Raw genomic sequence first — 19,399 nt, 5'->3', positions numbered from 1 at the left:
AGTAGGTCCAACCGTTCCATCCCAGCGGCCAGACGTTTGAATGCGGCTTTCAACAGCGGTTCGTCACCCCAGCTTTGCGCAAGCCTTGAGCGATCTGGACGCCTCCCTGGAACACTTGCGTGTGCAGAGCAACCCGGCCTGGCGTGGCTTGCTGCGCTCGTTGCGCGCACTGGCAGCCAACCTCGGCACCCTCGACCGCCTGCTCAGCGATGCCAGCAACCCCGATGCCCTGGCGGATGCCACCGACAGCAGCCTGCTGGATCGTTCGCCGCGCAACCTCAAGGATGTGTGGACACGCCTGCGCACGCAGCTGACCCCCACCTCGCTGCTGTTCCGCCATGCCCTGCGGTTGCCCCTGGCCCTGAGTATCGGCTACGGCATGGTGCACTTGATCCATCCCTCCCAGGGCTACTGGATCATCCTCACCACGCTGTTTGTCTGCCAACCGAACTATGGCGCGACGCGGCGCAAACTCGGCCAGCGGATCATCGGCACGGCCATTGGCCTGACCGTGGCCTGGGCACTGTTCGACCTGTTCCCCAATCCGCTGGTGCAATCGTGTTTCGCCATCGCCGCCGGGGTGGTGTTCTTTATCTATCGCACCACGCGCTACACCCTGGCCACGGCGGCCATTACCCTGATGGTGCTGTTCTGCTTCAATCAGGTGGGGGATGGTTACGGGCTGTTCCTGCCACGCCTGTTCGATACCTTGCTCGGCAGCCTGATCGCCGGGCTCGCCGTCTTCCTGTTCCTGCCGGACTGGCAGGGCCGACGGCTGAACAAGGTGCTGGCCAATACCCTGACCTGCAACAGCATCTACTTGCGGCAAATCATGCAGCAATACGCCGCCGGCAAACGCGACGACCTGGCCTACCGCCTGGCCCGCCGCAATGCCCACAACGCCGACGCCGCGCTGTCGACCACCCTGGCCAACATGCTCATGGAACCGGGGCACTTTCGCAAGGAAGCGGACGTCGGCTTCCGCTTCCTGGTGCTGTCCCACACCCTGCTCAGCTACCTTTCGGGGCTGGGCGCGCACCGTGAAACCCAGCTCCCGGATGACGTCCGGGAGCAACTGATCAACGGTGCCGGCGTCAGCCTGGCCACCAGCATCGACGACATCGCCCAGGGCCTGGCAAACAAATTGCCGATTGCGATCCAGAGTGACGACGAAGAAGCCCTGGCCGCCGAACTCGAGCAGATGCCCGATGAGATCGATGAAGGCCAGCGCCTGGTGCAGACCCAGCTGGCGCTGATCTGCCGGCAACTGGGTCCGCTACGCACGCTGGCCGCGCATTTGATCAAGGACACGGGCCAGGCGTGAGGGTAGCTTCGCTGGCAAGCCAACCCTGCAGAACGGTTCACCGTGCTCACGCTTGTAGCTATCGAACTTACATCCCATGCTGCCTGAGCAACCGGTCATAGCTGCCATCGGCCTTCATCCCGGCAATTTCACGGTCGAAACCCGCGACGATCCGCGCATGATCGGGATTTTTCAGGCTGACCAGGATATGCAGGCTGTTTTCGCTCAAGGCCCGTGGCAAGAACTCCACGGCATTACGCACCTTGGGTGATTCGCGCGCCAGGTAGTAGCGCGCGACGTACTCATCCTCCAGCGCCAGCTTCACCCGATCGGCGGCGAGCATGCGCACCGCCATGGGGAAGTTGTGCACCGGCACTTTTTGCAGCACCGCATCAGCGTCGAATTGGGGTGAGTAGGCATACCCGCGAACCACGGCAATCGGATAAGTGTGCAACTGCTGAAGGGTGTTGTATTCGATGGGTGTGTCTTTGCGCTTGATGAAACGAATCCGGTTGAGCAGGTATTCGCCGGAGAACTGCCCCATCTGGGTGCGCTCCTCGTTGTACCAGGCATTGACCAGTACATCGTAACGACCGTCCCCCACACCCAGCATCGCCCTGGCCCACGGCACCTGCTCGAACTCACTGGCATAACCGGCCCGCGCCAGGGCGGTACTGACGATGTCGGTTGCCAGCCCGCCATTGACCAGTGCGATGTCGGTGAACGGCGGCCATGCATCAGCCACCAGGCGTAATTTTTCCGCTGTGGCGCCCTGGCTCAGGAACAGCAGTCCAATCAAGGCAAAGGCTCGATGCAATCGCGGCATGCCAAAAAATCCTTAGCGGGCGTACAGCCCAGCGTGTTTTTAGCCGAACTCGATAACCCGTATGCCGCGTGGCGGCCACAACCCCGGCCTTTAACAGTAGCTCATCATCGCCACTGAAAAGCGCGCCAATCCAGATTACACAAAGATCACGGGGCCGCGAGAAATGAATGATGGCATTTTGGCCTTTGTCACAGATTTTCATGCAAGCAAGACATCCCGCGCCGAGACGCTTAGTATCGGAAACAGGCTTTTCACAGGACGGGAAAATGACAGTCGATTGGGTCTGCAAACACCACAGCGATCTGGGCAAAGAGCAACTCTATGCCATCTTGCAACTGCGCACACAGGTGTTTGTCGTTGAACAGAAATGCGCCTATCAGGAAGTGGACGGCCAGGATCTGGAGAGTGACACCTGCCACTTGATGGCCTGGGACGGTGATCGACTGGTGGCCTACCTGCGCTTGCTCGACCCGGCCTCACAGGGCGGTGACGTGGTCATCGGGCGCGTGGTGATTGCCGCCGATGCACGGGGCCAGGGCCTGGGCCATGAGTTGATGGAACAAGCGCTCAAACAAGCCGGGAAGCATTGGCCCGACACACCGATCTACCTGTCGGCCCAGGCCCATTTGCAGGACTACTACGGCCGCTACGGCTTTGCCGTGACGGGCGTGGAGTATCTGGAAGACGACATTCCACATATCGGCATGCGTCGGTCTTAGGTCAGGCAGGGCCTTGTAGTGGGGGCAATATTGGTCAGCCAAGGATAGGATTGCCCAATACATCCCCGTGGCGAGGGAGCTTGCTCCCGCTCGACCGCGAAGCGGTCGCAAGTCCGGCAACCGCGTTTCTACAGGCCTGACGCGTTTGTCTTTTTGGGGCTGCTGCGCAACCCAGCGGGAGCAAGCTCCCTCGCCACGGGGCCCTCACTCACTTCAAGCTTTTCTTAACTTGATGTGGCGAGGAAGACGGCTCCTTCACCCTAAAAGACGGGCCTGTATTCAGGGATACTCCAACACTGCCTTGATCTGCCGCAGATGCTGCTCGATCCAGCGCGGATCAATCGCCCCCCACTCACGAATCCGATAGCGCCCGGCATGGTTGCGCGCGCCCTCCTCCTGCTCGAACTCGCAAAGGATGTCCAGGTCCGCCAGCGCCGCGATCGTGTCCTGGGCGGTGCGCCGGGGCATGCCCGTCACCTCGGTCAACGCCGGGACACTGCTGGCCAGCCCGCTGTCGATCAGGTACGCCACGTACAAGCGGCGGTAGAAGCTGCTCTTGGTCTTGCTCACGTCCATCCAGACACTCCTTGTTGCGATAGTTACTGCATGTCCCGCCACGTCAGGTAAACCCGCAAATCAAACTCCAGCTGGTGATAACCCGGCAGCATGTGCTCGCACAGCTTGTAGAAGGCTTTGTTGTGGTCGGACTCTTTGAAATGCGCCAGTTCGTGGACCACGATCATCTTCAGGAATTGCGGGGCGGCGTCCTTGAACAAGGAGGCGATGCGGATTTCTTTCTTGGCCTTGAGCTTGCCACCCTGCACCCGGGAGATCGCCGTGTGCAGGCCGAGCGCTCGGTGAGTCAGGTCCAGGCGGTTATCGAACAGTACCTTGTCGATAGCCGGGGCATTGCGCAGGTATTCCTGTTTCAGTTCCAGGGCATAGTTGTACAACGCCTTGTCGCTCTGTATCGCGTGCTTGTCCGGGTAACGCTGGCTCAGGTACTCGCCCAGCCGATCCTCATCGATCAACTGACGCACCTGTGCTTGTAGGGTGGCAGGGTAAGCCTGGAGGTATTTGAGCGCAGTCATGGGGCAACAACAGAGTGACGAAAGAGCGCCAGTGTAGCGAATTCAGGCCGTCAGCGCGCTCCAGTCAAACGGCCGTACAAAGCCCGCGACGTCCTCGGCCATCAGCGGCCGGGCCACCAGGAAACCCTGCACATACTGGCAGCCGTTGGCCTCCAGCCACTGATACTGCGCAACGGTCTCCACCCCTTCGGCGATCACCAGCATCCCGAATTGCTTGCATAACCCGATCACGCTTTGAGCCAGTGCCGCGTCCCGGGGAGAATCGAGAATGCGGGCGATCAGGTGTCGGTCAAGCTTCAGCGTGTCCAGTGCCAAGTCCCGCAAATGGGCCAGGGAACACGCCCCGGCACCAAAATCATCCAGCGCAACCCGCACCCCCAGGTGACGCAGCAGGCGCAACTGTTTGTGCGACTCATCGAGGTTTTGCATCAAGGCCTCCTCGGTGATTTCCACTTCCATCTGCCCCGGTTGCAGTTGGTGACGCGCCAGCACCTGCCGCAGTTCGGTGGCGAGGCCGGGCATGCCGAACTGGGTGCTGCTCAGGCTGACCGCGATCACCACGTCGTCAGCAAACAGGTTGTCCCAGGCTTTTCGCTGCCGGGTGCTGCGATGGTAAATCCAGCTGCCCAAGCGGCTGATCAATCGCGCTTCCTCCAGTAGCGGCAAAAACAACCCCGGCGGTACATCGCCGACACTCGGGTGCTGCCAGCGCAATAACGCCTCGAACCCGCGTACTCGCCCGTCGACAATCGACACCTGGGGTTGATAGACCAGGCTGAAATCCTTGTTTTCGATGGCCGTGCGCACGCTCTCCTCAAGCATCAGACGCGTCCGCGCCCGGCCGTTCATTTCATGGTCGTAGAACCGATACTGCTGGCGCCCGGCTCGCTTGGCCTCGTACATGGCGATATCGGAAGCACGCAACAGTCCATCGAGACTGGCCCCACAGTCAGGGTAAGTGGCGATCCCGATGCTCACCCCCAACGCCATATCCATACCCTCGATCTGCTGACAGATCGACACCCGCTCAATGATCTTTTCCGCAATCTTCGCCGCTTGCTCGGGAAGCTCCAGGTCAAGCAGCGCGGTAAATTCATCCCCGCCCATCCGCGCCAGGATATCGAATGGCCGCAGGCAGGCCTTCAATTGCTCGGAAACCCAGCGCAGCACGCGATCACCCGCGTCATGTCCCAACAAATCGTTGACCCGCTTGAACCCGTCCAGATCCAGGTACAACAGCACCCAGGCGCTGCCGGAGCGCTCACTGCGCGGCAGCAGGGTTTCCACGGCCTGGTAGAACCCGCGTCGGTTGAGCAACCCGGTCAAAGGGTCGGTAACCGCCTGGAACTCCAGTTGCTGGTGCAGGTGACGCACCACCGACATGTCGAGCACCGTCACCACCATGGCCTTCTGCTCAGGCGGCAGTGGCGCACAGGAGAGCGCTACCGGCACCTGCTGACCGGGTGCCGTGCGCAGGATCGCATCATGCACGCGCCAGGTCTCACCCCGGCGGTAACCGCTGTAGATGTCTGAATCATTCCACACGGGGATGTGTGGTTTTTGCAGGAAGTCGACGAGCTCTGAACCTTGCAAATCAGCCACCGTCGCGTTGAGCAAGCGCGAGATGGCCGGGTTGGCAAAGCGGATCAGGCCTTCTTCGCCCACCACAAGAATACCTTCGGCGGCGTTTTCCAGCACCGACGCATTGAAGGCCCGGGCCGCTTCCAGGTCCTGACTCAAGCGTTGCAGCGCCCGGCGGTTACGCTGATGCTCAAGCAGGGCCTGCACCTTGGGTTTGAGAATCTGCGGGTCGAAGGGTTTGAACAGGTAGTCCACCGCACCATTGGCATAGCCCTTGATCACGGCGTCCTGGGACTGTTCGTTGGCGGTGAGGAAAATGATCGGTGTCAGGTGCGTTCGCTGGCTGCCGCGCATCAGGCGGGCGACTTCAAATCCGTCCATGTCCGGCATCTGCACATCCAGCAGCACCAGATCGACTTCGTGTTCAAGCAACAGGTTCAGGGCTTCGAAACCGGAAGCCGCCGTCATCACCTGCCAATCCTGACGCTGCAGCAACGCACGCATGCTGATCAGGTTTTCAGGGTAATCATCGACGATCAATAGAACCGGACGGCCTTCAGCTGGCTTGGGTTGCGCGCATTCCATGCTGCTTCTCTTGTGATGGCGTCAAGCGGGATACCGAAAAACCGGACAGGTTTCACTCTAGACCGGGATCAACCAAATCAGAAGTAAGCAATACGCCATCATTCGGCAAAACTCCAGGCTCCCGACTAACGGTCGTTGTTACAGGCCACGAAAACCGATGAGGGTGGAAGCCGACAGACGGCTGACGCCAATAACCCGCCGGACGGACATTAACAAAACCCACCTCAGCGCTTATAAAGACCGCCCTCTAATGTGCGGGCCAGAGCTTCTGGCACGTACGTTCCGGCCGCATTCATGGACGCTTTGACGATGATCGATCTCGCAACCTGGAACCTCAGCATTCCCGTCGGCAGCCCGCCGGCCACCATCGACACCCCTCGACTGGTGAGCGGTTACAAGGACCAATATTTCCACTCCGATACCGGCACCCTGTTCTTCTGGACAGCGGTCACCGGCTCGCGCACCGAAAACGCGATCTACCCTCGCACTGAACTGCGCGAAACCTACAGCAACGGTACGCTGCACAACTGGCTCTACCCTGACGCCGACAACTCGCTACGCGCCACCCTGGCAGTCAATCAGGTGCCGAGTTCAGGCAAGATCGTCATCGGCCAGATTCACGCCTACAACAGCCAGAAGCCGATGGTGAAGGTCGAATACCAGTACAAGACCAGCACCTCGACCGGCAACATCGTGGCCAAGGTGCGCATGCGCCCGGACGACGATGTGGGCCGGGTGATCACCATCGCCACCGGGGTCAAACTCGACCGGGAATTCTCCTACCTGATCCATCTCAGCCCCGGCGGAGCCCTGGGCATCAGCGCCGCCGGCTACTCGTGGGATACCCAGATCAGTGCGACCTGGAGCAACAAACCGCTGTACTTCAAGGCCGGGGTCTATGTGCAGGACAACACCGGCTACACCAGCGAAGGCGGGAAAGTGACGTTCAGCAAGCTGGATATTGATCACGATCAAACCTGAGTGCACCCAAACATAAGCTATCGCCATGGAGTGGCGCATACGTTACATTCATCTATAAATGTCACGGTAACAGAACATGGACTATTTTCTGCTGATCGCCCGCCTTGGCAACCAGTTACGCGAAAAACGTGTGAGCCGTGGCCTGACGCAAGTACAGCTTGCTGAACTCGCGGGGCTGACACGACATAAAGTCATTGCTGTAGAGAAGGGCACCCTTTCCGTCGGCATGATCGCTTATGCGCGCATCCTGGGCGCTCTGGATTGTGAGCTCACTGTCGTGCCGGCCGCTATGCCGACCCTTGAAGAGCTTGGGGATTTGTTCGAATGAAAATGACCTCTCTCAAAGTCAGCACGCCAGAGGGGAATTGCGGCAGGATTCTCACCCGTGCAGAGGGTTTCACTTTCCGTTATCACGAAGATGCATTGCCTGGCATGGCAATCAGCTTGTCGATGCCCGTACGACCTGACGAGTTTCGTCGGCGTGAGCTGCATCCTATTTTTCAGATGAACTTGCCGGAAGGCTATGTACTGGAGCAACTGCGTAATCGCCTGGCTAAAATCGTCAATGTCGACCCGATGCTGCTACTGGCGCTTTCCGGCAGCACTTCGCCCATCGGAAGAGTTCAGGTGCGCTCTGATGCGGTTGACGCCTTACTGGGGGAGCAACACTTTCCGGGAGAAAAACTCGAAGAGATTCTGACGTGGGACGGCACGGAAGATATCTTCGCCGGCCTTCTTGATCGCTACATCCTGCGGTCAGGCATTTCAGGTGTTCAACCCAAAGTGCTGGTGCCGGAACAGCAGGAAGCCGGGTTGCCGCGAGTGACGTCGAAAACCTCGGACCTGATCATCAAAAGTGGCCGAGACGAATTTCCCGGCCTGGCGATCAACGAGTTCCTTTGCATGTCCATTGCGAAAGAAGCGGGCATTCCCGTTCCGCCGTTTTACCTCTCCGATAATGCCAAGCTGTTTGTCATGCGTCGCTTTGACCGCGACGACCAGCTCAACCCGATTGGCTTTGAGGACATGGCGGTGTTGATGGGGCTTTCGGCCGACCAGAAGTACAGCAAGAGTTATGCAGCAATCGCCAAGGCGGTTCGTGTGTTCTGCCCGGCAAAACATCAGCGCTCTTCCCTTGATCAACTTTTCGATAGCGTGGCCCTGAGTTGCATTGTCGGGAATGGCGACGCTCATTTGAAGAACTTCGGCTTGCTCTATTCCGAGCCGACGCAGCGCGACGCGCGCTTGGCGCCGGCTTACGACATCGTCAATACCACGGCCTATATTCCGGAGGATGTTTTGGCGCTGGATCTGGCGGGTAACAAGTCAATGTTTGCCTCGCGACAAGGATTACTGGAATTTGCGCGCACTTGTGAGGTCGAGCAGCCCAAGGAGCGCATCCAGCGATTGCTTGCTGCGCTTGAAGTGGTGCTTGAGCGTTATCCCCAGCATCGGGAACAGGCACCTCATGTGGTCAGCGCCATTGAGCAAGCGGCGGCACCATTTACCCTGACTTTTGGGTAGTTTTTATAGCGCAGGCTACATTCAACTTATCCCAACAAAAAAACGCCTCTCGGCGTTTTTTTTGTTAGTACGGTTTAACACTAAAGGCTTAGTTGACCTTGGCGTTCAGCTCACCTTTCAGGTAACGCTGGTACATCGCTTCCAGGGAGATCGGCTTGATCTTCGAAGCGTTGCCGGCAGTACCGAAGGCTTCGTAACGCGCGATGCACACGTCGCGCATGGCGGTCACGGTGGCGCCGAAGAACTTACGCGGGTCGAACTCGCTCGGGTTGGTGGCCATCAGGCGACGCATTGCGCCGGTGGATGCCAGGCGCAGGTCGGTGTCGATGTTGACCTTGCGCACGCCGTGCTTGATGCCTTCGACGATTTCTTCAACCGGCACGCCGTAGGTTTCCTTGATGTCGCCGCCGTACTGATTGATGATCGCCAGCCACTCTTGCGGAACCGAGGAAGAACCGTGCATCACCAGGTGGGTGTTGGGGATGCGCTTGTGGATTTCCTTGATGCGGTCGATGGCCAGCACGTCGCCGGTCGGTGGCTTGGTGAACTTGTAGGCGCCGTGGCTGGTGCCGATGGCGATGGCCAGGGCATCGACCTGGGTGCGCTTGACGAAGTCAGCCGCTTCTTCCGGGTCGGTCAGCATCTGGCTGTGATCCAGAACGCCTTCGGCGCCGATGCCGTCTTCTTCACCGGCCATGCCGGTTTCCAGCGAACCCAGGCAGCCCAGCTCGCCTTCTACCGATACGCCGCAGGCGTGAGCCAGGGCGACGGTTTGCTGGGTCACACGGACGTTGTAGTCGTAGTCGGTCGGCGTCTTGCCGTCTTCACCCAGGGAGCCGTCCATCATCACCGAGCTGAAGCCCAGCTGGATGGAGCGCTGGCAGACGTCAGGGCTGGTGCCGTGGTCCTGGTGCATGCACACCGGGATGTGCGGGAATTCTTCGATTGCCGCCAGGATCAGGTGGCGCAGGAATGGCGCACCCGCGTACTTGCGGGCGCCGGCCGAAGCCTGGACGATCACCGGAGAGTCAGTCTTGTCAGCGGCTTCCATGATGGCGCGCATCTGCTCAAGGTTGTTGACGTTGAAGGCTGGAACGCCGTAGCCGAATTCGGCTGCGTGGTCCAGCATCTGGCGCATGCTGATAAGTGCCATTGTGTGTGTCTCTCCCGGTTGAGGGTCGTTAATCGTGCAAGCCTGCCGTAGCAGCGGCTGCTATTCAAGTTATTGCAGATCGGGGGTAAAGCCCGGCCTGCGAATTCGGTACTGCTTCAATCTCTAGCGCTACACAGGACTCCTGTGGGCGCGCGGTGAATCAGATCAATCCTGTTACTGCGCTTTACAACCGCGACCGATCAGGTCATTGGTGGCGACCCAGTACACCAGGCCTTCCTCACCTTTGACGTGAAACGCCAACTGGTCGTCGCTGTACAGCGAACCAGAGCCTGCTGGGTCGAGCTTCAAGCGGTGAACCTGATCATCGCCAAGCCGCACATCAACGGCGCTGCGCGTGGTGTCGGTGTACCGCCAGTGCACGGGTGCCTGACTGTCACAGACCCAGTCGGTCCAGCTGTCCGATGGCGCAGAAGCAGACGACGCAAACGGGTTCAAATTGGCGCAACCGGCAAGTACTGCCAGGCATGCCACGGCGATCAAGCCTTTCATCCATCTTCCTCGGCTGGCGGCATACGCCGACAGCACTGGGCGTTGTTGAATCAGACCCGTCAAGGACAACCCTGTTCCCTGGCGGGTGTGTGCGTCTCGTATTTATCCAGGCCATCCGGTCCGGAACGCTTGTTGAGCACGGGGTTGGTTTCCGCCTGCCAGTCAGCCTGGTAGCAGCCTTTTTCCGGCGCACCGGCACCCGGCTCCGGCGCGGCCGTGGGACTACTCCCACAGCCGGCCAGTACACCCGCCGCGATCAACATCGCTAACGTCTTGACCATGTCCACACTCCTTTGCCTGGCCAACGGCTGGCCCTTAGGCTTTTGCCCGGCTTTCCAGGACTTCAACAGCGGGCAGCACCTTGCCTTCGACGAACTCGAGGAACGCGCCGCCACCGGTAGAAATGTAGGAGATTTGCTCGGCAACGCCATATTTATCGATGGCCGCCAGGGTGTCGCCACCACCGGCAATGGAGAACGCCGAACTGTCGGCGATGGCCTGGGCCAGGACTTTGGTGCCGTTGCCGAACTGGTCGAATTCAAACACGCCGACCGGACCGTTCCAGAGGATGGTGTTCGACGACTTCAGCAACTCAGCGAACTGCGCGGCGGTTTGTGGACCGATGTCCAGGATCATGTCGTCTTCCGCCACGTCAGCGATCAGCTTGACGGTCGCGGTGGCGCTTTCAGCGAACTCCTTGGCAACCACTACGTCGACCGGCAGCGGCACGCTGACTTTGGCGGCGATGGCGCGGGCGGTGTCCAGCAGGTCCGGCTCGTACAGGGATTTGCCCACCGGGTGACCGGCAGCGGCCAGGAAGGTGTTGGCGATACCGCCGCCCACGATCAGCTGGTCGCAGATCTGGCTCAGGCTGTTGAGCACGTCGAGTTTGGTCGAGACCTTGGAGCCGGCAACGATGGCGGCCATCGGCTGGGCCGGGGCACCCAGGGCCTTGCCCAGCGCATCCAGTTCGGCTGCCAGCAACGGACCCGCTGCGGCGACTTTGGCGAACTTGGCCACGCCATGGGTCGAACCCTCGGCACGGTGGGCGGTACCGAAGGCGTCCATCACGAACACGTCGCACAGGGCGGCGTATTGTTGGGCCAGTTCGTCGGCGTTCTTTTTCTCGCCCTTGTTGAAGCGCACGTTTTCGAACAGCACGATGTCGCCCGCTTTCACGTCGACGCCACCCAGGTAATCAGCCACCAGCGGCACTTCGCGGCCCAGGGCCTTGCTCAGGTAAGCGGCGACTGGCGCCAGGCTGTTCTCGGCCGAGAACTCGCCTTCGGTCGGACGGCCCAGGTGCGAGCAGACCATCACGGCCGCGCCTTTTTCCAGGGCCAGCTTGATGGTCGGCAGCGAAGCCAGGATACGCGCATCGCTGGTGACTACACCGTCCTTGACTGGGACGTTGAGGTCTTCGCGGATCAATACGCGCTTACCTTGCAGATCGAGGTCGGTCATCTTCAACACGGTCATGGGTCGCACTTCCTGTTAGCTCTATTTAGAGAGCAGGTTGTTTAATCGCTGTTTGCAGATAGTGTTCTGCAACATCCAGCATTCGGTTGGCAAAACCCCATTCGTTGTCGAACCAGGCCAGTACGTTCACCAGCCTTGGGCCGGAAACGCGGGTCTGACTGGCATCGACGATCGCCGAATGTGGGTCATGGTTAAAATCACAACTGGCGTGAGGCAGCTCGGTGTAAGCCAGCAGGCCCTTGAGCGGGCCGCGGGTGGCCGCCTCGCGCAAGATCCGGTTGACCTCGGTAGCGTCAGTATCGGTCATGGTCTGCAGAGTGATGTCCAGGCAAGACACATTGACCGTCGGCACGCGTACGGCTTTGGCCTGAATTCGTCCGGCAAGTTCCGGCAACAGGCGCTCGATGCCTCTCGCCAGACCAGTGGACACCGGGATCACCGACTGGAACGCCGAACGGGTGCGGCGCAGGTCTTCGTGGTGATAGGCATCGATCACCGGCTGGTCGTTCATCGCCGAGTGGATGGTGGTGATCGACACATAGTCCAGGCCAAAGGCCTGATCCAGCAAGCGCAACAGCGGCACGCCGCAGTTGGTGGTGCAGGAGGCGTTGGACACCAGCAACTCATCGCCGGTCAGGCAATCCTGGTTCACGCCATAGACGATAGTGGCGTCGACATCCGCCTCGCTGGCCATCGGCTGGGAAAACAGCACTCGCGGCGCACCCGCGTCGAGAAACCGCTGGCCATCGGCACGGGTGTTGTAGGCACCGGAACATTCGAGCACCAGATCGACGTCAAGCGACGCCCAATCGATGCCTTCGGGAGTAGCACTGCGCAGGACCTTCACGCAGTCGCCATTAATATGCAGACAATCGCCATCGACCTTCACCTCGCCGGGGAACCGGCCATGGGTGGAGTCGAAGCGTGTCAGGTATTCGATGCTGGCCATGTCGGCCAGATCGTTGATCGCGACAATTTCAAACCCAGCCGCCGAGCCTCGCTCAAACAACGCACGCAAGACGCAACGACCAATCCGGCCGTAGCCGTTGAGTGCAACTTTGTAGGGACGCGGTTGAGGCATGGGGTTCTCGATTACCGTGGTGAATCCGTTATTGCAGTGGTGCCCGATCTATTGCTTTCGCGAGCAAGCCCGCTCCCACATTGGGTCAATGTTGTGAACACTGTTTGTGTCACACAACAAATCTCCTGTGGGAGCGGGCTTGCTCGCGAAGGCGTCAGCTCGGACAGCACAACTGTCGGACTTAGTCTTCCAGCAGCTCTTCAGCCTGACCCAGGATGTTTTCCAGGGTGAAACCGAACTCTTCGAACAGGGCTGGCGCAGGCGCCGACTCGCCGTAGGTGGTCATGCCGATGACGCGGCCTTCCAGACCCACGTACTTATACCAGTAGTCCGCGTGGGCGGCCTCGATGGCGATACGGGCGCTGACCTGCAATGGCAGGACCGATTGCTTGTAGCCCGCGTCCTGGGCATCGAACACGCTGGTGCAAGGCATGGAAACCACGCGCACCTTGCGACCCTGTTCAGTCAGTTTGTCGAAGGCTTGAACAGCCAGGCCGACTTCCGAACCGGTAGCGATCAGGATCAGCTCAGGCTCGCCTGCGCAATCCTTGAGCACGTAACCACCACGGTTGATCAGTTCGATCTGCACCGCATCACGGGTTTGGTGCTGCAGGTTCTGGCGCGAGAAGATCAGGGCCGAAGGACCGTCTTTACGCTCCAGCGCGCACTTCCAGGCCACTGCCGATTCAACCGCATCGGCTGGACGCCAGGTGTCGAGGTTCGGCGTGCAGCGCAAGCTGGCCAACTGCTCGATTGGCTGGTGCGTCGGGCCGTCTTCGCCCAGACCGATGGAGTCGTGGGTGTAGACGTGGATCACACGCTGCTTCATCAGGGCGGACATGCGCACTGCGTTGCGGGCGTATTCCATGAACATCAGGAAGGTCGCGCCGTAAGGCACCAGGCCGCCGTGCAGGGCAACGCCGTTCATGATGGCAGTCATGCCGAACTCGCGCACGCCGTAGTACATGTAGTTGCCGCTGGCATCTTCAGCCGTGACGCCTTTGCAACCTTTCCACAGGGTCAGGTTGGAACCGGCCAGGTCAGCCGAACCGCCGAAGAACTCAGGCAGCAACGGGCCGAACGCGTTCAGGGCGTTCTGGCTGGCTTTACGGCTGGCGATGGTTTCGCCTTTGGCAGCGACTTCAGCGATATAGGCCGAGGCTTTTTCGGAGAAGTCAGCCGGCAGATCACCGCTCAGACGACGAACCAGTTCATTGGCCAGTTGAGGGAATTCGGCGGAGTAAGCAGCAAAACGCTGGTCCCACTCGGCTTCGGCGGCAGCACCCGCTTCCTTGGCGTCCCATTCGGCGTAGATGTCGGCCGGAACTTCGAACGGACCGTGGTTCCACTTCAACGCAGCGCGGGTCAGGGCGATTTCCGCTTCACCCAGTGGGGCGCCGTGGCAGTCTTCCTTGCCCTGCTTGTTCGGCGAACCGAAGCCGATGGTGGTTTTGCAGCAGATCAGCGTCGGTTGCTCGCTTTTGCGTGCAGTTTCGATGGCGATCTTGATCTCTTCCGGATCGTGACCGTCAACGTTGCGGATCACTTGCCAGCCGTAGGATTCGAAACGCTTCGGCGTGTCATCGGTGAACCAGCCTTCGACTTCGCCGTCGATGGAGATGCCGTTGTCATCGTAGAAGGCAATCAGTTTGCCCAGGCCCAGAGTACCGGCCAGGGAGCTGACTTCGTGGGAAATGCCTTCCATCATGCAGCCATCACCCAGGAATACGTAGGTGTGGTGATCAACGACGTTGTGACCAGGACGGTTGAACTGCGCCGCCAGCACTTTCTCGGCCAGGGCAAAACCTACCGCGTTCGCCAGCCCCTGGCCCAGCGGGCCAGTGGTGGTTTCAACACCTGGGGTGTAGCCCAGTTCCGGGTGGCCCGGGGTGCGGCTGTGCAATTGGCGGAAGCTTTTCAGGTCATCGATCGACAGGTCGTAGCCAGTCAGGTGCAGCAGCGAGTAGATCAACATCGAGCCGTGACCGTTGGACAGCACGAAGCGGTCACGGTCGGCGAAGGATGGATTGCTCGGGTTGTGCTTGAGGTAGTCACGCCAAAGTACTTCGGCGATATCCGCCATACCCATAGGGGCACCGGGATGGCCGCTGTTGGCTTTTTGCACGGCATCCATGCTGAGTGCACGAATGGCGTTGGCACGCTCACGACGGCTGGGCATCGCTGATCTCCTGGGGTTTGATAAAAACGGAACGGAAAAAAGGCGAGCATTTTCCCTCAGCGGACAGCCTCGGGGCAATGACAGATAGTCGATCTGGCAGGTTTTTCCTGTGGATATCTGCGTATTGGTCAGGTGAAACCTTTCCGCGTTTCGTTTGTAGAGTAAGGTCCGGCCCGGGAAGTGCCATCTATCGAGCAATATCAAAACTTTTTGATATTGACCTTGCGGTGCTTTCGACGCGTGACTAGACTGCCAGCCTTATGAATTTACGTGTGCCTTCCATTCGCCATGACGATTGCGACGAGCTGGCGGCCCTGTGCAAGGCCGGCGGTGATCCGTTGCGGCTGAATGTATTGCGCGCCCTGGCCAACGACTCGTTTGGCGTACTGGAACTGGCGCAGATCTTTGCAACCGGCCAATCGGGCATGAGCCACCACCTCAAGGTGCTGGCCCAGGCCGATCTGGTGGCAACCCGCCGTGAAGGCAACGCGATTTTCTACCGTCGCGCCCTGCCCCACACCGAGTTGCTCGGAGGCAAGCTGCACGCGGCCTTGCTTGAAGAAGTGGACAACCTGACCCTGCCCAGCGATGTGCAGTCGCGGATCAGTCAGGTTCACGGGCAGCGGGCTGCCGCCAGCCAGGACTTTTTCTCACGGGTTGCGGAAAAATTTCGTGCCCAGCAAGACTTGATCGCTGGCCTGCCGCAGTACCGCGAGAGCGTACTGGCATTGCTCGACAAGCTGAGTTTCAACGAAGCGGCCACCGCCATCGAAGTCGGCCCTGGCGACGGCAGTTTTCTGCCGGAGCTTGCACGACGCTTCACCCAGGTCACGGCCCTCGACAACAGCCCGGCCATGCTCGAGCTGGCGCGCCAGGTCTGCGAGCGTGAAACGCTGACAAATGTCAGCCTTCAATTGGCCGATGCATTGAATGGCGTGAGCCTGGCGGCCGATTGCGTTGTACTGAACATGGTCCTGCACCATTTCGCCGCGCCAGCCGATGCGCTCAAGCAGATGGCCGGTTTGCTGCAACCAGGCGGTAGCCTGTTAGTGACAGAGTTATGCAGTCACAACCAAAGTTGGGCCAGGGAGGCCTGCGGTGATCTTTGGTTGGGGTTTGAACAGGACGATCTGGCCCGTTGGGCCACCGCTGCGGGACTCGTTCCCGGGGAAAGCCTCTATGTAGGCTTACGTAATGGTTTCCAGATTCAGGTCCGCCATTTTCAGCGACCGGCTGGCGACACTCACCATCGGTAAATATCAGGAAACCATCGAGATGAGCGAATACTCCCTTTTCACCTCCGAGTCCGTGTCTGAAGGGCATCCGGACAAAATCGCCGACCAGATTTCTGATGCGGTGCTGGACGCCATCATTGCTGAAGACAAGTTCGCCCGTGTGGCGTGCGAGACTCTGGTGAAAACGGGCGTGGCGATCATCGCCGGCGAAGTCACCACATCGGCCTGGGTCGACCTGGAGCAGATCGTTCGTGACGTCATCACCGACATCGGCTACAACAGCTCCGACGTCGGTTTCGACGGCGCCACCTGCGGTGTGATGAACATCATCGGCAAGCAGTCCCCCGACATCAACCAGGGCGTCGACCGTGCCAAGCCTGAAGATCAGGGTGCCGGCGACCAGGGCCTGATGTTCGGCTACGCCAGCAACGAAACCGACGTGCTGATGCCGGCCCCGATCACCTTCTCGCACCAACTGGTGCAGCGCCAGGCCGAAGCCCGTAAATCCGGCCTGCTGCCTTGGCTGCGTCCGGACGCCAAGTCCCAGGTCACCTGCCGCTACGAAAACGGCAAGGTGGTGGGTATCGACGCCGTTGTCCTGTCGACCCAGCACAACCCGGAAGTGTCGTACAAGGACCTGCGCGAAGGCGTGATGGAGCTGATCGTCAAGCACGTACTGCCTGCCGAACTGCTGCACAAGGACACCCAGTTCCACATCAACCCGACCGGCCAGTTCATCATTGGTGGCCCGGTAGGCGACTGCGGCCTGACCGGTCGCAAGATCATCGTTGATACCTACGGCGGCATGGCCCGTCACGGTGGCGGTGCGTTCTCCGGCAAGGACCCATCGAAGGTTGACCGTTCGGCCGCCTACGCGGGTCGTTATGTGGCCAAGAACATCGTGGCAGCCGGCCTGGCCGAGCGTTGCGAGATTCAGGTTTCCTACGCCATCGGCGTCGCTCAGCCGACTTCGATCTCGTTGAACACCTTCGGCACCGGCAAGATCAGCGATGACAAGATCATCAAACTGGTCCGCGAAGTGTTCGACCTGCGTCCATACGCGATCACCACCATGCTCGACCTGCTGCACCCGATGTACCAGGAAACCGCTGCTTACGGCCACTTCGGTCGTACTCCGGAAACCAAGACTGTGGGCGAAGACACCTTCACCACCTTCACCTGGGAAAAAACCGACCGCGCCGACGCCCTGCGTTCCGCCGCCGGCCTGTAAGCCTCCCAGCTACAGCAAAAGCCCCGCACGGCTCGCCCTGCGGGGCTTTTTCATGCCCGGACACACGCTGAAAAGCACCTGGGCTCCCCCGCGCAATGGCTGATCTAGCCTTCAAGCATCCTCCCCAGAGCAAGGATGCTCATGATGCGACCTGTGCACCTGTTGTTGATCGGCGCATGGCTGACCACTGTTTGCCTGAACGCCAACGCAAGCCCCTGCCCCGACTGGCCAGCCAAGCGCGCCCACGCGGAAATCAATGCCCTGCAACAGCAGATCAGCGACTGGGATGACAACTACCATCGACAAGGGCGCTCACTGGTTGCCGATGAGCTCTACGACCAGTCCCGCGCCCGACTCGACAGCTGGCGCTCCTGCTTCAACTTGGGCACGGCACCGGTCAATCCACTGAGCACGGCTCGCGGAACGGTGCTCCACCCCATCCCCCATACCGGCCTGGATAAATTGAGCGATGGCCAGGCGGTCCAGGGCTGGCTCGCCTCCCGCGATGACGTATGGGTTCAACCCAAAGTCGATGGCGTTGCAGTCACACTGGTTTATCGCAAGGGACAACTTGCACAGGCAATCAGTCGCGGCGACGGTATCAACGGCCAGGACTGGACTGCCCCGGCACGCAAGATCAATGCAATCCCCCAGCAACTGACGCAACCTGTCGATCTGGTCGTGCAAGGCGAACTCTACTGGCGCCTGACCGATCACGTACAAGCCACCGCGGGCAGCCTCAATGCCCGTGGCAACGTGGCCGGGCTGATGGCCCGCAAGACGCTGAGCCTTGAGGAGGCCAACAAGGCCGGACTGTTCACCTGGGACTGGCCCCAAGGCCCGAGCAACCTGCCAGCGCGGGCGACAGCGCTGACCGAGCTGGGTTTCGCCGACACTCACCCCCACTCCAAGCCGATCAAGACATTTGCCGATGCCGAGCACTGGCGTGAGCATTGGTACCGCACACCACTGCCCTTCGCCAGTGACGGCATCGTTCTGCGCCAGCAGTCGCGGCCGCCGGCCGAACGCTGGCAAGCAAAATCGCCGTACTGGGTCATCGCCTGGAAATACCCCGTTGCTCAAGCGTTGGCGCAGGTGCGCAAGGTCCACTTCTCGGTCGGCCGCACCGGGCGCATCACCCCGGTACTGGAGCTGATGCCGATCACCCTCGATGATCGACAGGTCAAACGGGTCAGCGTCAGCTCACTGCAACGCTGGCGACACCTGGATATCCGCCCCGGCGATCACGTCGCCATCAGCCTTGCCGGCCTGACCATCCCCCGGCTCGACGACGTCGTATTGCGTAGCACCGAGCGCCCCGAAGTGCTGGCGCCACACCCTGAAGACTTCCACCCCCTCAGTTGCTGGCAACCGACACCCGGATGCGAAAGCCAGTTTCGCGCGCGGTTGACCTGGCTCAGTGGCAAGCACGGCCTGGCGCTGCAGCATATGGGAGCCGGCACCTGGGAAAAACTGATCGATGCCGGCCGTATCAAAGGGTTACTTGATTGGTTGACCCTTGAAGCTCAAGAGCTTGCTACCATTGATGGTTTCGGCGAGCGCAGTGGTGCCCGCCTGGCAAACAGTTTTCAACACGCCCGACAACAGCCCTTTTCACGCTGGCTGAAAGCCTTGGGCATGCCGCCGGCGGGCAACGCAAGCCTTACCGGCTCATGGCAGTCCCTGGCACAACGAGACACCGGACAATGGCAGGCCGAAACCGGAATCGGCCCAGGGCGCGCGGCGCAATTGAGCGCCTTTTTTCGCGACCCGCAGGTACAGGCCCTGAGCGAACAATTACGCGCTGCCGGCATCGACGGGTTTTAGAGTCCCGGATGTCCAGCAACGGTTGAACCCACCGGGTATTGATGCGCTCCAATCGACCATCTGCTCGCCGACTTGAACACGTTCTTAAACGGAG

17 protein-coding genes and 1 pseudogene are annotated in these 19,399 nt (G+C 60.2%); 8 read left to right on the top strand and 10 right to left on the bottom strand.

Annotation, left to right across the window (positions count from 1 at the left end):
• Positions 1–82: 82 nt before the first annotated feature.
• A pseudogene (locus AC3WQN_RS04740) lies at positions 83–1,324 on the top strand (YccS/YhfK family putative transporter); the annotation flags it as partial.
• A gap of 67 nt (positions 1,325–1,391) precedes the next feature.
• Here AC3WQN_RS04740 and AC3WQN_RS04735 read toward each other — a convergent pair.
• Positions 1,392–2,129: a substrate-binding periplasmic protein gene (locus tag AC3WQN_RS04735; RefSeq protein ID WP_103398854.1), complete on the bottom strand. Its 738-nt coding sequence runs from the start codon at positions 2,127–2,129 to the stop codon at positions 1,392–1,394.
• 266 nt (positions 2,130–2,395) lie between these two features.
• Between AC3WQN_RS04735 and AC3WQN_RS04730 the strand changes: the two genes are divergently transcribed.
• Positions 2,396–2,848, top strand: a complete 453-nt coding sequence (locus AC3WQN_RS04730; RefSeq protein WP_103398853.1) for a GNAT family N-acetyltransferase — start codon at positions 2,396–2,398, stop codon at positions 2,846–2,848.
• Between the two features lie 279 nt (positions 2,849–3,127).
• Here the strand turns inward: AC3WQN_RS04730 and AC3WQN_RS04725 are convergent, their stop codons facing one another.
• From AC3WQN_RS04725 to AC3WQN_RS04715, 3 genes are read right to left on the bottom strand one after another with little or no spacing between them, the layout of a single operon-like run.
• Positions 3,128–3,424 carry a winged helix-turn-helix domain-containing protein gene (locus AC3WQN_RS04725; RefSeq protein WP_103398852.1) on the bottom strand — a complete coding sequence of 99 codons (297 nt, stop codon included), beginning with the start codon at positions 3,422–3,424 and terminating at the stop codon, positions 3,128–3,130.
• A gap of 23 nt (positions 3,425–3,447) precedes the next feature.
• On the bottom strand, positions 3,448–3,939 hold the full coding sequence (locus AC3WQN_RS04720) for a M48 metallopeptidase family protein (RefSeq protein WP_095146160.1): 492 nt from the start codon (positions 3,937–3,939) through the stop codon (positions 3,448–3,450).
• 42 nt (positions 3,940–3,981) lie between these two features.
• On the bottom strand, positions 3,982–6,105 hold the full coding sequence (locus tag AC3WQN_RS04715; RefSeq protein ID WP_103398851.1) for a putative bifunctional diguanylate cyclase/phosphodiesterase: 2,124 nt from the start codon (positions 6,103–6,105) through the stop codon (positions 3,982–3,984).
• 309 nt (positions 6,106–6,414) lie between these two features.
• Between AC3WQN_RS04715 and AC3WQN_RS04710 the strand changes: the two genes are divergently transcribed.
• From AC3WQN_RS04710 to AC3WQN_RS04700, 3 genes are all read left to right on the top strand, one after another.
• Positions 6,415–7,086 (top strand): polysaccharide lyase family 7 protein, encoded by a 672-nt coding sequence (locus AC3WQN_RS04710; protein WP_103398850.1) that lies wholly within the window; start codon positions 6,415–6,417, stop codon positions 7,084–7,086.
• Positions 7,087–7,162: 76 nt separating this feature from the next.
• Positions 7,163–7,414, top strand: a complete 252-nt coding sequence (locus tag AC3WQN_RS04705; protein ID WP_103398849.1) for a helix-turn-helix transcriptional regulator — start codon at positions 7,163–7,165, stop codon at positions 7,412–7,414.
• Positions 7,411–8,610 (top strand): type II toxin-antitoxin system HipA family toxin, encoded by a 1,200-nt coding sequence (locus AC3WQN_RS04700; protein ID WP_103398848.1) that lies wholly within the window; start codon positions 7,411–7,413, stop codon positions 8,608–8,610. Before AC3WQN_RS04705 ends, AC3WQN_RS04700 begins: the two co-directional genes overlap by 4 nt.
• Before the next feature lie 88 nt (positions 8,611–8,698).
• On the opposite strand, the gene fba is transcribed toward AC3WQN_RS04700, so the two are convergent.
• The 6 genes from fba to tkt form a co-directional block, all read right to left on the bottom strand.
• On the bottom strand, positions 8,699–9,763 hold the full coding sequence (gene fba / locus AC3WQN_RS04695) for a class II fructose-bisphosphate aldolase (protein ID WP_027617054.1): 1,065 nt from the start codon (positions 9,761–9,763) through the stop codon (positions 8,699–8,701).
• A 174-nt stretch (positions 9,764–9,937) separates the two neighbouring features.
• Complete coding sequence (locus AC3WQN_RS04690; RefSeq protein WP_103398847.1) at positions 9,938–10,273, bottom strand: MliC family protein; 336 nt, start codon at positions 10,271–10,273, stop codon at positions 9,938–9,940.
• A gap of 59 nt (positions 10,274–10,332) precedes the next feature.
• Positions 10,333–10,554: a hypothetical protein gene (locus AC3WQN_RS04685; protein ID WP_095146147.1), complete on the bottom strand. Its 222-nt coding sequence runs from the start codon at positions 10,552–10,554 to the stop codon at positions 10,333–10,335.
• A 34-nt stretch (positions 10,555–10,588) separates the two neighbouring features.
• Positions 10,589–11,752, bottom strand: a complete 1,164-nt coding sequence (locus AC3WQN_RS04680; protein ID WP_095146145.1) for a phosphoglycerate kinase — start codon at positions 11,750–11,752, stop codon at positions 10,589–10,591.
• Positions 11,753–11,777: 25 nt separating this feature from the next.
• The gene (gene epd / locus AC3WQN_RS04675; RefSeq protein ID WP_095146143.1) at positions 11,778–12,833 is read right to left on the bottom strand and encodes an erythrose-4-phosphate dehydrogenase; all 1,056 of its coding nucleotides are present in this window, start codon (positions 12,831–12,833) and stop codon (positions 11,778–11,780) included.
• Positions 12,834–13,014: 181 nt separating this feature from the next.
• Positions 13,015–15,012: a transketolase gene (gene tkt / locus AC3WQN_RS04670; RefSeq protein WP_103398846.1), complete on the bottom strand. Its 1,998-nt coding sequence runs from the start codon at positions 15,010–15,012 to the stop codon at positions 13,015–13,017.
• Positions 15,013–15,272: 260 nt separating this feature from the next.
• Here tkt and AC3WQN_RS04665 point away from each other — a divergent pair, with 260 nt between their 5' ends.
• The 3 genes from AC3WQN_RS04665 (at position 15,273) to ligB (ending at position 19,305) form a co-directional block, all read left to right on the top strand.
• Entirely contained in the window at positions 15,273–16,268 is a 996-nt protein-coding gene (locus AC3WQN_RS04665; protein WP_103398845.1) for an ArsR/SmtB family transcription factor, read from the top strand.
• A 19-nt stretch (positions 16,269–16,287) separates the two neighbouring features.
• Positions 16,288–17,478, top strand: a complete 1,191-nt coding sequence (gene metK / locus AC3WQN_RS04660; protein ID WP_095146139.1) for a methionine adenosyltransferase — start codon at positions 16,288–16,290, stop codon at positions 17,476–17,478.
• 144 nt (positions 17,479–17,622) lie between these two features.
• Positions 17,623–19,305: an NAD-dependent DNA ligase LigB gene (gene ligB / locus AC3WQN_RS04655; RefSeq protein ID WP_103398844.1), complete on the top strand. Its 1,683-nt coding sequence runs from the start codon at positions 17,623–17,625 to the stop codon at positions 19,303–19,305.
• Positions 19,306–19,399 lie beyond the last annotated feature (94 nt).

The sequence above is a fragment of the Pseudomonas sp. FW300-N1A1 genome (assembly GCF_058789115.1).
Note: the sequence above shows the minus strand (reverse complement) of the source record. Positions and strands in the feature narration are given on the sequence as shown.